This is a genomic window from Micromonospora sp. WMMD714, from assembly GCF_029581315.1.
Taxonomy (GTDB): domain Bacteria; phylum Actinomycetota; class Actinomycetes; order Mycobacteriales; family Micromonosporaceae; genus Micromonospora; species Micromonospora rifamycinica.
This window is the reverse complement of the sequence record NZ_CP120744.1, coordinates 3,763,369-3,779,869: the sequence shown is the minus strand read 5'-3', so window position 1 is coordinate 3,779,869 and position 16,501 is coordinate 3,763,369. Positions and strand designations below refer to the sequence as shown.

The 16,501-nt window shown below is 73.4% G+C and carries 7 protein-coding genes; 3 read left to right on the top strand and 4 right to left on the bottom strand.

Going from position 1 to position 16,501, the window contains the following annotated elements; all coding sequences use genetic code 11:
• Positions 1 to 7 precede the first annotated feature (7 nt).
• The gene (locus O7625_RS16800) at positions 8 to 5,419 is read right to left on the bottom strand and encodes a type I polyketide synthase (protein ID WP_282339784.1); all 5,412 of its coding nucleotides are present in this window, start codon (positions 5,417 to 5,419) and stop codon (positions 8 to 10) included.
• Between the two features lie 366 nt (positions 5,420 to 5,785).
• Between O7625_RS16800 and O7625_RS16795 the strand changes: the two genes are divergently transcribed.
• Complete coding sequence (locus O7625_RS16795; protein WP_282339782.1) at positions 5,786 to 6,724, top strand: superoxide dismutase; 939 nt, start codon at positions 5,786 to 5,788, stop codon at positions 6,722 to 6,724.
• 138 nt (positions 6,725 to 6,862) lie between these two features.
• Here the strand turns inward: O7625_RS16795 and O7625_RS16790 are convergent, their stop codons facing one another.
• The 3 genes from O7625_RS16790 to O7625_RS16780 form a co-directional block, all read right to left on the bottom strand.
• A complete protein-coding gene (locus O7625_RS16790) occupies positions 6,863 to 8,146 on the bottom strand; it encodes a family 16 glycosylhydrolase (protein ID WP_282339781.1) in 1,284 nt (427 codons plus the stop codon).
• Positions 8,147 to 8,438: 292 nt separating this feature from the next.
• A complete protein-coding gene (locus O7625_RS16785) occupies positions 8,439 to 8,657 on the bottom strand; it encodes a hypothetical protein (protein WP_067305065.1) in 219 nt (72 codons plus the stop codon).
• A gap of 74 nt (positions 8,658 to 8,731) precedes the next feature.
• On the bottom strand, positions 8,732 to 9,832 hold the full coding sequence (locus tag O7625_RS16780; RefSeq protein WP_282339780.1) for an NYN domain-containing protein: 1,101 nt from the start codon (positions 9,830 to 9,832) through the stop codon (positions 8,732 to 8,734).
• A 184-nt stretch (positions 9,833 to 10,016) separates the two neighbouring features.
• Here O7625_RS16780 and O7625_RS16775 point away from each other — a divergent pair, with 184 nt between their 5' ends.
• Together O7625_RS16775 and O7625_RS16770 are read left to right on the top strand one after the other, a co-directional pair.
• On the top strand, positions 10,017 to 10,724 hold the full coding sequence (locus tag O7625_RS16775) for a YoaK family protein (protein WP_282339779.1): 708 nt from the start codon (positions 10,017 to 10,019) through the stop codon (positions 10,722 to 10,724).
• A 233-nt stretch (positions 10,725 to 10,957) separates the two neighbouring features.
• The gene (locus O7625_RS16770; protein WP_282339777.1) at positions 10,958 to 16,423 is read left to right on the top strand and encodes a carboxyl transferase domain-containing protein; all 5,466 of its coding nucleotides are present in this window, start codon (positions 10,958 to 10,960) and stop codon (positions 16,421 to 16,423) included.
• Positions 16,424 to 16,501: the final 78 nt, after the last annotated feature.

The window sequence follows — 16,501 nt, the reverse complement described above, 5'->3', positions numbered from 1 at the left end:
GCTGTCCTCAGGAGATGCCGAGCTCGTTCTCCAGCACGTCGAACAGCTCCTCGTCGGTGGCGGACTCGTAGTCGTGCCGGGCGTCGTCGTCGGGGTCGCCACCGGCCCGGTCGTGCCAGCCGCGCAGCACCGCCTCCAGCCGGGCGGTGATCCGGCCGTGCTCGTCGTCGGGCACCCCGGTCAGGGCCTTCTCCAACCGGTCGAGGTCGGCGAGCACCGCGGCGGCCGGGTCAGCGTCGGGCACCACCAGTTCGGCCTTCAGCGCGCGGGCCAGGGCGACGGGTTCGGGGTGGTCGAAGACGAGGGTGGCGGGTAGCCGCAGCCCGGTGACGGTGCTGAGCACGTTGCGGAACTCGACGGCGGCGAGGGAGTCGAAACCGAGGTCCTTGAACGCCCGGCCGGGTTCCACCGAGGACGGGCCGGGGAAGCCCAGCACCGCGGCGGTGTGCGTACGCACCAGGTCGAGCAGCAGGGTGTCCCGGTCCGCGTCGGAGAGTCCGGCGAGCCGCTCGGCCAGCGTCGGGCCGCCGGCCGCCGCGCCCCCGGTGGCGGTGGCGGTGGGTCGGGCCGGGGTGCGGACCAGACCGCGCAGCACGGCGGGCAGCGCGTCGGTGCGCCGTCGCAGCGCGTCCAGGTCGACCCGCACCGGTACGACGCTGGCCCGGTCGGAGGCGACGGCCGCGTCGAAGAGTTCCAGCCCCTCGTCGACGGTCATCGCGGGCATCCCCAGCCGGCGCATCCGGTGCAGGTCGGCGTCGTCGAGGTGGCCGCCCATCCCGGTGCCGGTGTCCCACAGGCCGAACGCCAGCGAGGTGGCCGGCAGGCCGTCGGCCCGGCGGCGTTGGGCGAGCGCGTCGAGGAAGAGGTTCGCGGCGGCGTAGTTGGCCTGACCGGCACCCGCCACCCAGGCGGCCGACGAGGAGAACAGCACGAAGGCGGTCAGGTCGCGGTCCCGGGTGAGGTCGTGCAGGTGCCAGGCGGCGTCCACCTTGGGCCGCAGCACCCGGTGCAGCTGGGCGGGGGTGAGGGCGTCGACCAGCGCGTTCTCGGCGGTGCCGGCGGCGTGCACCACGGCGGCGACCGGGTGGTCGGCAAGCAGCGCGGCGACCGCGTCCCGGTCGGCGACGTCGCAGGCGGCGACCGTCACGTCGGCACCGGCGGCGGTGAGGTCCGCGACCAGTTCCGTCGCGCCGGGCGTGCCCGCACCGCTGCGCCCGGTCAACAGCAGCCGGCGTACGCCGTGCCGGGTGACCAGGTGCCGGGCGACGAGGCTGCCCAGCCCGCCGAGGCCACCGGTGATCAGGACGGTGCCGTCGGCGGGCCACGGGCCGGCAACGGTGTCGACGGGCAGCCGGGCGAGCCGGGGCACCAGCAGCCGACCGTCCCGGACTGCCACCTCGGGTTCGCCGGTGGCCAGCGCCGCCGCGAGGTGTCCGGCGTCGACCTCGCCGGTGCCGTCGGTGTCGACCAGGACGAACCGGCCGGGGTGTTCGGCCTCGGCGGCGCGGACCAGCCCCCACCGGGCCGCCGAGGCGGGGTCGACCCGGGTGTCACCGGCCGCCACCGCGCCACGGGTGTGCAGCACGAGCGTGCTGTGCGCGTACCCCGGGTGGGTGAGCCAGCGGCCCAGCAGCCCCAGCAGGCGTTCGGTGTCCCGGTGCACGGCCTCCGGTGCCGTGCCGGGCGGGTCGAGGGCGACCACGACGGTGCCGGCCCCGGGCTCGGGCAGGTCCGCGTCGACGTCGACCAGGGTCCAGTCGGCGGCGGCGACGCCGGGGGTGGGCACGGGCTGCCAGTCCACCTCGTACAGGTGGCGGTGCCGGTTGCGGGCGGCGAGGGCGTCGGCGGCGACCGGCCGGACCACCAGCTGCTCGATGGTGGCGACCGGGTTGCCGTGCCCGTCGGCGACGGTGACGGCCAGCTTGTCGGCGGCGGCCGGGGAGATCCGCAGCCGCAGGGTGGCGGCGTGCGCGGCGTGCAGGGTGACCCCGCGCCAGGAGAACGGCAGCGGGGTGTCCCCCGCGCCCTCGTCGACCAGGTTGGCGTGCAGTGCCGCGTCGAGCAGCGCCGGATGCAGCAGGAACCGGGGGGCGTCGGCGGCCGCCGCCTCGGGCAGCGCCGCCTCGGCCCAGATCTCGGCGGCGTCGCCGTCGCCCCGCCGCCACACCGCGCGCAGCCCCTGGAACGCCGGCCCGTAGCCGTAGCCGTGGTCGCGCAGTCGCTGGTAGAGGCCGTCGAGGTCGACGGGCTCGGCCCCGGCGGGGGGCCAGGCGGACAGGTCGGCCGCCGCCGGGTCGGCCCCGGCCTGCCGGACCAGGACCCCTTCGGCGTGCCGGGTCCACTCGGTGTCGTCGGCCGCGTCGCCGGGCCGGGTCCAGATCCCGAGGGTACGCGCGCCGCTGTCGTCGGCGGCGTCGACCGTGACCCGCAGGGCGAGGTCACCGTCGGCGGGCAGCACCAGTGGCGCGTTGATGGTCAACTCGTCGAGTACCGGGCAGCCGACCTGGTCACCGGCGCGCAGGGCGAGTTCGACCAGCCCGGTGCCGGGGACGAGCACGGTGTCGAAGACCGCGTGGTCGGCGAGCCACGGCTGGGCGGTGCGGGAGAGCCGGCCGGTGAGCACCACGCCGCCGGTGCCGGGCAGGTCGACGACGGCACCGAGCATCGGATGGTCGGCGGCCAGCTGGCCGAGCCCGGTGGTGTCACCGGCTCCCGGGGGCACGTCGAGCCAGTAGCGCTGGTGCTGGAAGGCGTAGGTGGGCAGGTCGACCTGCCGACCACCCGGGTTGACCACCGACCAGTCCAGGTCGACGCCGCTGACCCACGCCTGCGCCATGCCGGTGGCGTACGCCACCACCTGGTCCTCCGCGTCGCGCTGCACCGGGCCGGCGGTCCCGGACCGCACCCGACGCTGCAACGGAACCGCCACCGCGTCGTCCACACAGTCGGCGACCATCGCGGTGAGCACGCTGTCCGGCCCGATCTCCACGAACCGCGTCACACCCCGCGCCGCCAGAGCAGCCACCGCGTCGGCGAACCGGACCGTCCCCCGCACCTGACCCTGCCAGTACCCGACCGAACCCAACTCGTCGTCACCAGCCAGGTCACCGGTCACCGTCGACACCAGGGGGATCTGCGCCGGACTCGTGGTGACACCCGCCAGAACCCGCCCATAGTCAGCCAGCATCGGGTCCATCAGCTGCGAGTGGAAAGCGTGCGACACCCGCAACCGCCGCGTCTTCACCTCCAGGGACGCCTCCAACGCCGCGACCCGCTCCTCCGTCCCCGACACCACGACCGCACGGGGACCGTTCACCGCCGCCACGTCGACGTCACCCAGATCCAGCTCCGCCAGCGGCGCGGCAATCGCCAACATCGCCCCACCAGCCGGCAGCGCCTGCATCAGGCCACCCCGGGCCGCGACGACCCGACACGCGTCCGCCAGGGACCACACCCCGGCCACATACGCGGCAGCCAACTCACCGATCGAATGACCCGCCACGAAATCCGGCTTCAACCCCCACGACTCCGCCAGCCGGAACAACGCCACCTCGACCGCGAACAACGCCGGCTGCGTCCACCCCGTCCGATCGAGCACACCATCCGGATCGGTGAACATCACCTCCCGCAGATCACCGTCGAGCAACGGCCCGAACGCCGCACACACCTCGTCCAAAGCAGCAGCGAACACCGGGAACGCCGCCGCCAGCTCACGACCCATCCCCACCCGCTGCGCACCCTGACCGGTGAACAGCACCGCCGTCCGACCGGCGACGGTCCGACCCGACAGGCCGGTGCCGGCAGCCAGCGCCTCCAGACCCGCCGACAGCCCCGCCGCGTCCCGACCGACCGCCACCCCCCGGAACTCCAGGCCGGCCCGACCCGCACCCAACGAGAACCCCACCTCCACCGGACGCGCGTCGCTCGGCCGGGCACCCAGCCGTTCGGCCTGCCCGGCCAGCGCCGCCGTGGACCGGGCGGACAGCGGCCAGAGCACCACCGGCGGCTCGGCGACCTCGGCCGGCCCGGCGTCCTCGACCGGGGGTGCCTGCTCCAGCACCACGTGGGCGTTGGTGCCGCTGAGCCCGAACGACGACACGGCCGCCCGGCGGGGTCGCCCGGTCGTCGGCCAGTCCACCGGCTCGGTCAGCAGCCGGACGTCCCCGGCCGTCCAGTCGACGTGCGGGGTGGGCCGGTCGACGTGCAGGGTGCGGGGCAGGACGCCGTACCGCATCGCCAGTACCATCTTGATCACCCCGGCGATCCCGGCGGCGGCCTGGGTGTGGCCCAGGTTGGACTTCACCGAGCCCAGCCAGAGCGGCTGCTCGCGGTCCCGGCCGTAGGTGGCGAGGATCGCCTGGGCCTCGATCGGGTCACCGAGACGGGTGCCGGTGCCGTGCGCCTCGACGGCGTCCACCTGGTCGGCGGTGAGCCGGGCGTTGGCCAGGGCGTCGGCGATGACCCGGCGTTGCGACGGGCCGTTGGGGGCGGTGAGGCCGCTGCTGGCCCCGTCCTGGTTGACCGCGGTGCCCCGGACCACGGCCAGCACCCGGTGCCCGTGGCGCTGGGCGTCACTGAGCCGCTCGACCAGCAGCACCCCGACGCCCTCGGCCCAGCCGGTGCCGTCGGCGGCGGCGGCGAACGGCTTGCACCGGCCGTCGGCGGCCAGGCCCCGCTGCCGGCTGAAGTCGACGAACGTCTCCGGGGTGGCCATCACGGTCACCCCACCGGCCAGTGCCAGGGTGCACTCCTCGCGGCGCAGCGCCTGGATCGCCAGGTGCAGGGCGACCAGCGACGACGAGCAGGCGGTGTCCACGGTGATCGCCGGGCCTTCGAGGCCGAGCACGTAGGCGACCCGGCCGGAGACGATGCTGCCGGTGTTGCCGGTGCCGATGAAGCCCTCCAGCTCGGCGGGCACCGTCGGCAGCCGGCTCGAATAGTCGTGGTACATCAGGCCGGCGAACACGCCGGTACGACTGCCGCGCACCGAAACCGGGTCGATGCCGGCCGATTCGAAAGCCTCCCAGGACGCTTCCAGCAACAGTCGTTGCTGCGGGTCCATGGCGAGCGCCTCACGCGGGGAGATACTGAAGAACTCGGCGTCGAAAAGTGCGGCGTCGGAGAGGAAACCACCCGTCCTCGCGTACGTCTTGCCGGCCTTTGAATCGTCGGGGTCGTAAATATCGTCAACGTTCCAACCCCGGTCGTCGGGGAAGTCGGACACCGCGTCCGCCCCGTCGACCAGCAGTTGCCACAGGGCGGCCGGGCTGTCCACACCACCCGGGAACCGACAGCTCATGCCCACGATCGCGATCGGGTCGTATTCCCGGCGCTCGGCCTGACGCAGCTGCCGGCGGGCCTCACGCAAATCGGTGGTGGCCCGCTTCAGGTACCCGAGAAGCTTCTCCTCGTTCTCCATCTACGTCTCCCGCCACTAGACCCAGCCGGGCAGACCCGGGCCAATATCGACTCACGGGTCAGCGCGGCGGAAATTGTCGAAACAGAGAGCTTCTACAGGCATTCTTGGTTGTCCGCGATGACCCTACGGCGGCCCGCCGCACCCTAGACCCCCTACCGCCCCCAGAGCGCCCCCTAGGCGTCGGGGGTCCAACCTCGACTGACGGGCACGCGGTCGGCCCGCCGCGACCGCCGGCTGGGGTTGCCCGTCGGGCACCGGACCGGCGACGGACGTAAAGTCGGGAGAGTCCTGGCCCCACGATCCTCGACAGCCCGGCACCACACGGATCCACCACCGGCACCGGGCTGTCGGCCCCGAAGGAGCACAGTGAACAGACGCCTCCGGACCGCCCTCGCCCTCACCCTGACCGGCACACTGCTGACCACGGTCGCGGTGACGCCGGCGCAGGCCCACCCGGCGCAGCGCCTCCCCGACGTCATCGCCCTGCCCGACGGCTTCCAGCCCGAGGGCATCGCCACCGCCGGCCGGTACGCCTTCCTCGGCTCCCGCGCCACCGGCGCGATCCAGCGGGTCGACCTGGTGACCGGGCGCGGCAGTCAGCTCAGCCCGCCGACCGGTACCCCGTCGCTCGGCCTCAAGATCGACCAGCAGGGCCGGCTCTTCGTCGCCGGTGGCACCACCGGGGACGCCCGGGTGGTCGACACCCGGACGGGGCAGGTCCTGGCGACCTACCCGTTCGCCGGTGCGCCCAGCTTCGTCAACGACGTCGTGCTCACCCGCGACGCCGCCTGGTTCACCGACTCGTATCGGCCGGTGCTCTACCGGGTGCCGTTCGGCCGGCACGGGGCGCTGCCGGCGGCCGACGCCGTCACGACGGTGCCGTTGACCGGGGCATACCAGCAGGTCCCGGACACGATCAACCTCAACGGCATCGCGGACACCCCGGACGGTCGGGCGTTGATCGTGGTGCAGTCCAACACCGGGAACCTGTTCCGGGTGGACCCGGGCACCGGGGCGACCACCGTGGTGGACGTGCCCGGGCACTCGTTCGTCGCCGGTGACGGCCTCCTGCGCGACGGCGACACCCTCTACGTGGTGCAGAACCGGTTGCAGCAGATCACCGTGGTGGCGCTGGACCGGGCGGGCACCTCGGGCACGGTCACCGGGACGCTCACCGACCCGGACTTCGACGTGCCGACCACTGTCGCCAAGGCGCTCGGCCGGCTCTACCTGCCGAACGCCCGGTTCACCACGACGCCGACGCCGACCACGCCGTACGCGATCGTCGCGGTCCGCCCGGCCTGACCACCACCCCGGGGGTACGCGCGGACGTCGCGCGTGCCCCCGGGGCTCCGGCCGCGGACCGGCACGACGGGTTCCGGGATGCCCGGTCCACGACCGTCGGGCCGGCCGTCGCGGCCGGCCCGACGCGGCTCGGGCCGGTCAGGCCCGGGACCACTTCTGGCTGCTCACCCCGAGGCAGTCCCACAGGTGCAGTTTCCCGCCGTTGTTGGGGTTCTGGTCCCGCACGTCGACGCACCGGTTGGCGCTGAGGTTGACCAGGTCCCCCGCGCCGTTCAGGGTGAACCGCTGGGCCGGGTTGCCGTTGCAGGTGACCAGGTTGACCTCGGTGCCGTTGGCGGTGCCGGCCCAGGCCGGGTCCATGCACTTGCCCATCGCGCGCACGGTGCCGTCGCTCGCGAAGGTCCAGGCCTGCGCGGCGGTGGTGTTGCAGTCCCAGATCTGGAGCTTGGCCCCGTCCACCGGGTTGGAACTCGGGATGTCGATGCACCGGCCGCTCTGCGCGCCCCGCAGCCGGGTGGTGCCGGACGGCGGGTTGCCCCCGCCCGGCACGTAGCTGGAGACCCGGACGTAGTCGACGAGCATCTGCTGGGGGAACTGGGTGGAGCCGTCGGGGTAGCCGGGCCAGTTACCGCCCACCGCGACATTGAGGATCATGAAGAACGGGTGGTCGAAGACCCACCGGTTGCCGCCGAGCCGGGACGGGTCGACCCGGTGGTACTCGACGCCGTCGAGGTACCAGACGATCAGGTTCGGCTCCCAGTCCACCCGGTAGGTGTGGAAGGTGTCGGCGAGCGGCTGGCCGATGGTGCGGCTGCCGGTGATGCCGCCGCCGCCGGAGTAGCCGGGGCCGTGCACGGTGCCGTAGACCGTGTTCGGTTCCCGGCCGATGTTCTCCATGATGTCGATCTCGCCGGCGTTGGGCCAGCCGGCGCCGCCCATGTCGTTGCCGAGCATCCAGAACGCCGGCCAGATGCCCTGCCCGCGCGGGATCTTGATACGGGCCTCGAACCGGCCGTACGCCTGGGTGAAGGTGGCGGCGGTGAGCAGCCGGGCCGAGGTGTACTCGCACCGGCCGTAGTGGCACTGGTAGTTGGCCGGGTTCTCCCGGCGGGCGGTGATGACCAGGTTGCCCTGTCCGTCGTGGACGGCGTTGCTGGTGCTGTTGGTGTAGTACTGCCGCTCGTTGTTGCCCCAACCGCCACCGCCGATGTCGAAGCGCCAGCGGTTCTGGTCGACGGGGGTGCCGGCGCCGGCGTTGAACTCGTCCTGCCAGGTGATGCCGCCGATGGCGGCGGAGGCCGGCTCGGCCTGGGCGGGCAGGACCAGGGCGGCGGCGAGGGTGACGAGGGCGACGGCCGCGCGGGCGAGGGGTCGGGACCGGGGGACGGGTCGGGACCGGGGGACGGGTCGGGTTCCGGGCACGTGAGGCTCCTTCGGGGCGACATCGGGTGCGGGGGATCTGCCGGGGAGAGCGCTCTCCACGAAGGATGTCGATTTCCCGCACTTCTGTCAAGAAAGTTGACAGTTAATCCGACCGCCCCGCCCGCCCGCACGGAGATGGTGACCAAAAAGTCACTCTCGGTAATCGAGGGGTGTGGCGCGCGACGTCGCAGGGGGCGGGCCTCCCCGAAGGGGGCGCTCAGCCCGGGAGTTGCCGGTCGACCGGGGCCGGATGCGGGCGGCACGCGGTGCGGACCGCCCGCCGGCCCGCTGGTCAGCGGTGCAGACCGCGCCAGGAGGGATTGCTGCCGCGCCAGGCGTCGGCCAGGATGAGTGCCGCCGCCCGACTCGGGCACTGCTGCACGCGGGAGCGACCCGACGCCCCGCCGATCTGCGCCTGGACCTCCCAGGCCTCCCCGTCGGTACGGATGTACACGTCCCGCCGCCCGCGCGGGCTCGGGTCACCGTTCCACCAGTGCTCCTCGACCATCATTTACCGACCGTATAGCAAATCGGCGTCGGAACGTGAGTCACGAATTCGTCGAGGCCCGCCGACGGCCTCCCCGGTCACCCCTGCCGGGGGGCGAGCAGGTAGTCGTCGGCCTCCGCGCTCCACGCCAGGGTGACCTCGCCGGCGGTCGCGGCGGCCTTGCCGAACTGGAGGAAACTGCGGTAGCCGAGCTTCTTCTCGCTGAACTCCGGGCGGGCCCGGCGGAGCTGGTTCTTGAGCCCGGAGAGCGCCACCGGCCCCCCGGACGCGGCCAGCTCCGCCACCACGGTCCGCAACAACGCGAAGGCCACCTCCTGGTCGCCGTGCTCCGGCAGGGACACCTCCGGGTCACCCTTGGCCGGCCCCTCCGCCAGCTCGACGACGTTGTGCCCGGCGAGGTGGCGCAGCAGCTCACCGAAGGTGCGGAACCCGTAGTCGGACTCGCTGAAGGTGGGGTCCTTGCGCAGCAGGGTGCGCTTCAGCCGGGAGGCGGTCACCTCGCCGTCGGAGCTGCCCTGGAGCCCGGCGACGGTCTGGGCGACCAGCACCGCGAGCGCGTCCGCGTCGCGGGCCGGCTCCTCGGCGGCCGGCGGACGCTCCGGCTCGACCGGCTCGACCGGCTCCCGGTCCGCCTGGCCCGGCTGCGGCGGCTCCGTCGGCCGGGCGGCCGGCCGACCACGACGGCCCCGGACCGGCAGGACGTCGACGCCCTCCAGCCGGTCGTAGTAGAGGAACTCGTCGCAGGCGGGCGGCAGCAGCGCCGAGGTGGACTTCTCCACCCCGACCCCGATCACCCGCTTGTTGAGTTCGCGGAGCTTGTGCACCAGCGGGGTGAAGTCGCTGTCCCCGGTGCAGATGACGAAGGTGGAGATGTAGCCGCGCTCGAAGGCCAGCTCCACCGCGTCGACCGCCATCTTGATGTCGGCGGCGTTCTTGCGGGACGCCCCCATCCGCTGCGGGATCTCGATCAGCTCGACGTGCGAGCGGGTGAGCATCCGGCGGTCCTCGTCGAAGTACGACCAGTCGGCGTACGCCCGGCGTACCACCACCCGCCCCCGCTCGGCCAACGCGTCGGCGATCGGCCGGAAGTCGAACGCCCGCCCGCCATGATGGTCCCGCGCTCCCAGCGCCAGGTTCTCGTAGTCGAGAAAGAGCGCGATCCGATCCTCTTGATCCACCCGCCCACCGTACGCCCGCACCCGCCCGGCGCCACCCCGCCACGTCGAACCGTCCGGCGGCACCCGGTGGGCGGGCCTTCCGCCGGGTGCCGGCCGGGCCGGTGGGCGGCCACGGTCCGGCCTCCTGACGCGTTGTCGCAGCTCATGGGTAGAATCCCGGCCGGAAACGATCATCGGAAGGGCCATGACGAAGAGGTACGAGCTGCCGCTGCTGGTGCTGACCGCGGCGACCGGGGCGGTCGACGGCGTCAGCTACCTCGCCCTGGACCGGGTCTTCACCGGCAACATGACCGGCAACGTGCTCTTCATCGGCTTCGGGCTGGCCGGGGTATCCGGGCTGCCGGTGCTCAACAACCTGCTGGCGCTGCTGGCGTTCATGCTCGGCGCGGTGCTCGCCGCCCGGTTCACCCGGGGTGCATCGGGGCCGGCGAAGCTGCCCGCCGCCGGCCTGGCCATCCTGGTCGGCGGCAGCGTGCTGTCGCTCGTCCTGGCCGGCATCTGGCTCGCCACCGGCCCGCCGACGCACGGCACGATGCTGGTCGTCACCGCCCTGCTCGCCCTGGTGCTCGGCGCGCAGGCCGCGGCGGTCAAGCACATCGGCATCCGGGACCTCTCCACCGTCGTGGTGACCATGACCATGGTGAACCTCTCCGCCGACAGCCGGGCGGCCGGCGGACCCGGCACCGCCTGGCTGCGCCGGTTCGGGGCGATCACCGCGATGGGGCTGGGCGCCTTCGTCGCCGCGGTGCTGACCCTGCGGGTCAACGGGGCGGTGGCCCTGGTCGTGGCCGGGGCGCTGCTGGCCCTCGGCACGACGCTGATCGCGGTGGCCCGCCGTCGGGAGGTCGCGGCGGCGTCGACGCCCGACGGACCCGCCACCGGGGGCCGCTGACCCCCGTCCCACCGCCCCACCGCCGCCCGGCCCCGCGAGCTGCCCGGACGGCGTGGAGCCCGGCGGACCGGGCGGGGAAGACCAAAAACTTTTGTGGGTTTCCTACAACGGTCACCGCTCAGGGTTCGGTGATTACGACATGGCGCTACCGGCCGGCACCCGGAAGGGTGATCGCTGTCAGGGGTCGATGCCTTGCGGCGCGTACTCGTGGATCTACCGGAGGAGTCGATCGGGTGTTCAGCCGTGTCGCCATCGTCAACCGGGGTGAGGCCGCGATGCGCCTCATTCACGCGGTCCGAGAGTTGGCCGCGCAGACCGACACCCGGATCGAGACCGTGGCCCTCTATACCGACGTCGATCGCACCGCGACCTTCGTCCGCGAGGCCGACATCGCCTACGATCTCGGTCCCGCGTCCGCCCGGCCGTACCTCGACCTGAAGCGGCTGGAGCACGCCCTGGTCGAGACCGGGGCCGACGCCGCCTGGGTCGGCTGGGGCTTCGTCGCCGAGGACCCGGCCTTCGCGGAGCTGTGCGAGAAGATCGGCATCACCTTCGTCGGGCCGAGCCCGGACGCGATGCGCAAACTCGGCGACAAGATCGGCGCGAAGCTGATCGCCGAGGAGGTCGGCGTACCGGTCGCGCCGTGGAGCCGGGGCGCGGTCGAGACCCTGGAGGCCGCGATCGCCGCCGCCGCCGAGATCGGCTACCCGCTGATGCTCAAGGCGACCGCCGGCGGTGGCGGGCGGGGCATCCGGGTGGTCACCAGCGACGCCGAGCTGGCCGACGCCTACCAGCGCACCAGCCAGGAGGCGGCCCGCGCCTTCGGCAGCGGGATCGTGTTCCTGGAGCGCCTGGTCACCGGCGCCCGGCACGTCGAGGTGCAGGTGATCGCGGACGGCCAGGGCACCGCCTGGGCGCTCGGCGTCCGGGACTGCTCGGTGCAGCGGCGCAACCAGAAGGTCATCGAGGAGTCCGCCTCGCCGGTGCTCGGCCCGGAGCAGACGGCCGAGCTCAAGTCCTCGGCCGAGCGGCTGGCCGTCGCGGTCGGCTACCGAGGTGCCGCCACCGTCGAGTTCCTCTACCACCCGGGCGACCGGCTGTTCGCCTTCCTGGAGGTCAACACCCGGCTCCAGGTGGAGCACCCGATCACCGAGCTGACCACCGGGTTCGACCTGGTCAAGGCGCAGTTGCACGTCGCGGCGGGCGGCCGGCTCGACGGGGTGCCGCCGGTGGAGCGCGGGCACGCCATCGAGGCCCGGCTCAACGCCGAGGACCCGGACCGCGACTTCGCCCCCGCCCCGGGCCGGATCGCCCGGCTGGACCTGCCCGCCGGCCCCGGCATCCGGGTGGACACCGGGGTCAGCGAGGGCGACACCATCCCGGCCGACTTCGACTCGATGATCGCGAAGATCATCGCGTACGGGCGGGACCGGGACGAGGCGCTCGGCCGGCTGCGCCGGGCGATGGCCAACACCACGGTGATCATCGAGGGCGGCGCGACCAACAAGAGCTTCGTGCTCGACCTGCTCGACCAGCCCGAGGTGATCGACGCCAGCGCCGACACCGGCTGGATCGACCGGGTCCGCGGCGAGGGCCGGCTGGTGTCGCACCGGCACTCCGCCGTCGCGCTCGCCGCCGCCGCGATCGAGGCGTACGAGGAGCAGGAGCGCGCCGAGCAGCAGCGGCTGCTGTCCACGGCGTTCGGTGGACGCCCGCAGGTGCAGCACGCCAGCGGCCGCCCGTTGGACCTCAAACTGCGCGGCGTGGGCTACCGGATGCGGGTGGCCCGGATCGGCGCGCACCGGTTCCGGGTCGGCATCGAGGTCGGCGGCGACGTGCGGACCGCCGACGTCGAGCTGGACCGGTTCGACCGGCACACCGGCCAGATCGCCGTCAACGGCGCCCGGTACCGGCTGCTCACCGGCACGCACGGGGCGATCCACCTGGTCGAGGTGGACGGGGTGACCCACCGGGTCGGCCGGGACGAGGGCGGCGTGATCCGCTCGCCGATGCCCGCGCTGGTCGTCGCGACGCCGGTGGAGGTGGGCGGCGAGGTCGAGGCGGGCGCACCGGTGCTGGTGCTGGAGGCGATGAAGATGGAGACGGTGCTGCGGGCACCGTTCCGCGCCCGGCTCAAGGAGTGCGGCGTCTCCGTCGGCAGCCAGGTGGAGGCCGGCGCGGCGCTGCTGCGGCTGGAGCCGCTGGCCGACGACACCGACGAGCCGACCGACGCCCCCACCGCCCCACCGGTCGAGCTGGACCTGCCGGTCGCGCCCGACCTGGCCCCGGCGGTCGAGCGGTCCCGACGCGGCCAGGAGGACCTGCGCGGCCTGCTGCTGGGCTTCGACATGGACCCGCACGACGACGGCCGGGTGCTCGACGAGTACCTCGCCGCCCGGCGGGCCGCCATCGAGGACGGCCACCGCCCGCTGGCCGAGGAGATCGACCTCGTCGACGTCTTCGCCGACCTCGCCGAGCTGAGCCGCAACCGGCTGACCGGTGAGGACGGCAGCGGCGACAGCCACGTCCCGAGCGCCCGCGAGTACTTCCACACCTACCTGCAGAGCCTCGACGTCGAGCGGGCCGGGCTGCCGGCACCCTTCCAGGCCAAGCTGGCCAAGGCGCTCGGCCACTACGGTGTCACCGACCTGGAGCGCACCCCGGCCCTGGAGGCCGCCGTGTTCCGGATCTTCCTGGCCCAGCAGCGGGCCGCCGCCGACGCCACTGTCGTCGCGACGTTGCTGCGCTCCTGGCTGCGCGAACCGCCACCGGACGCGGTGCTGCGCGAGCCCGCCGGCCTCGCGCTGGAGCGGCTGGTGGCGGCGACGCAGGTCCGCTTCCCGGTCGTCGCCGACCTGGCACGCGGGGTGGTGTTCGCCTGGTTCGCCCAGCCGCTGCTGCTGCGCAACCGGGCCCGGCTGTACGCCTCGGTCCGCCGGCACCTGCGCCACCTGGACGCGCACCCGGACTCGGCGGACCGCGCCGAGCGGGTGGCGGAGATGGTCCGCAGCACCGAGCCCCTGGTCCGGGTGCTCGGCCAGCGGCTCGTCCGGCACCACCTCGACAACGCGGTGATGCTGGAGGTGCTGACCCGGCGGTACTACGGCAACAAGGGCCTGACCGACGTACGCACCCGTCGGGTCGCCGACTGCACGTTCGTGGTCGCCGAGCGGGCCGACTCCAGCCTGGTCTCCGCAGCGGTACGCTTCGACGCCCTCGGCGACGCGCTGCGCGGGCTCGGCGAGCTGGCCGGGGACGGCTCCGCCGTCGACGCCGACATCTACCTCGGCTGGGAGAACCAGCCGGAGGACTTCGACGCGATGGCCGCCGCGCTGCTGGAGGTCGTCAACGCGCACCCGCTGCCGTCCCAGGTCCGCCGGCTCACCACCACGGTGGCCGGGCGCGGCGGCGCGGTGATGCACCACCACTTCACGTTCCGCCCGTCGAGCACCGGGATGAGCGAGGAGCGGCTGATCCGGGGCCTGCACCCGTACATCGCCCAGCGGATGCAGCTGGAGCGGCTGCGCAAGTTCGACCTGACCCGGCTGCCGTCGTCGGACGAGGAGGTCTACCTCTTCCAGGCCGTGGCGCGGGAGAACCCGTCGGACGAGCGGCTCGTCGCGTTCGCCCAGGTGCGGGACCTGACCCCGCTGCGCGAGCAGGACGGCCGGCTGGTCGCCCTGCCGACGGCCGAGGACATCGTCGCCACCTGCCTGGACTCCATCCGCCGGGCGCAGACCCGCCGCCCGTCGAAGACCCGCTTCAACACCAACCGGATCGTCATCTACGTCTGGCCGCCGAGCGACCTGACCCGCGAGGAGATGGAGATGATCGCCGAGCGGGTCCGGCCGACCACGGTGGGCGCCGGGCTGGAGGAGATCCTCTTCATCGCGCGGCAGCGCGACCGCCGCACCGGCGAGCTGGCCAAGATCTCGGTTCGGATCTCCTTCGACGCCACCGGCGGAGCCGAGCTGACCATGGGCGAGCCGCCGGCCGACCCGGTCGAGCCGCTCGACGACTACCGGCTCAAGGTGCTGCGGGCCAGCAGCCGCAACACGGTGTACCCGTACGAGCTGACCGGGCTGCTCGGCAGGTTCGTCGAGCACGACCTCGACGACGACCACGCGCTGGTGCCGGTGGACCGGCCCCGGGGCCGCAACACGGCGGCGATCGTCGCGGGTGTGGTCACCACGCCGACGCCGAGGCACCCGCAGGGGGTGACCCGGGTGGTGCTGCTCGGCGACCCGACCAAGTCGCTCGGCGCGCTCTCCGAGGGCGAGTGCCGACGGGTGATCGCCGCGCTGGACCTGGCCGAACGGCTGCGGGTACCGCTGGAGTGGTACGCCCTGTCGGCCGGCGCGCGGATCTCGATGACCTCCGGCACCGAGAACATGGACTGGGTGGCGGCGGCGCTCAAGCGGATCGTCGAGTTCACCCAGGACGGCGGCGAGATCAACATCGTCGTCGCGGGGATCAACGTGGGCGCCCAGCCGTACTGGAACGCCGAGGCGACGATGCTCATGCACACCCGGGGCATCCTGGTGATGACGCCGGAGGCCGCGATGGTGCTCACCGGCAAGCAGTCGCTCGACTTCTCCGGCGGCGTGTCCGCCGAGGACAACTTCGGCATCGGCGGCTACGACCGGGTGATGGGTCCGAACGGGCAGGCGCAGTACTGGGCGCCCAACCTGACGGCGGCGCGGGACGTGCTGATGGCGCACTACGACCACACGTACGTCGCACCCGGCGAGGACGCGCCGCGCCGGGCGACCACCATCGACCCGGTGGACCGGGACGTCACCGTCTTCCCGCACACCGTGGCCGGCAGTGACTTCACCACGGTCGGGGAGATCTTCTCCGCGACGGCGAACCCGGACCGCAAGAAGCCGTTCGACATCCGCACGGTGATGCGCGCCCTGGCCGACCAGGACCACCCGGTGCTGGAGCGCTGGGCGGGCATGGCCGACGCGGAGACCGCGGTGGTGCAGGACGTCCACCTCGGCGGCATCCCGGTCTGCCTGCTCGGCATCGAGTCGCGGTCGGTGCCCCGGCGGGGCTTCCCGCCCACCGACGGCCCGGACACCTACACCGCGGGCACCCTGTTCCCCCGCTCGTCCAAGAAGGCCGCGCGGGCGATCAACGCGGCCAGCGGCAACCGGCCGCTGGTGGTGCTGGCCAACCTGTCGGGCTTCGACGGCTCACCCGAGTCGATGCGCAAGCTGCAACTGGAGTACGGGGCCGAGATCGGCCGGGCGATCGTCAACTTCCGTGGACCCATCGTGTTCTGCGTGATCTCCCGGTACCACGGCGGGGCGTTCGTGGTCTTCTCCAAGGCGTTGAACCCGAACATGACCGTGCTGGCGCTGGAGGGCTCGTTCGCCTCGGTGCTCGGCGGCGCTCCGGCCGCGGCGGTGGTGTTCTCCGGTGACGTCAACGCCCGTACCGCTGCCGACCTGCGGGTCCGCGAGCTGGAGGGCCGCGTGGCAGCCGCCACCGGCACCGAGCGGGCCGCGCTGACCGCGGAGCTCGACGAGATCCGTGCGGCGGTCCGCGCGGAGAAGCTCGGCGAGGTCGCGGCCGAGTTCGACCGGGTGCACAACATCCAGCGCGCGGTCGAGGTCGGGTCGGTCGACGCGGTGGTCCGGGCCGCCGAACTCCGCCCCCGCATCATCGAGGCGATCGAGTCCCGACTGGGCTGACCCGCCCGGGCCGGCATCGGCGTACCCCGCCCGGATCTGTTCGGGCGGGGTACGCCGATCCCGTCGGCCCACCCGCCG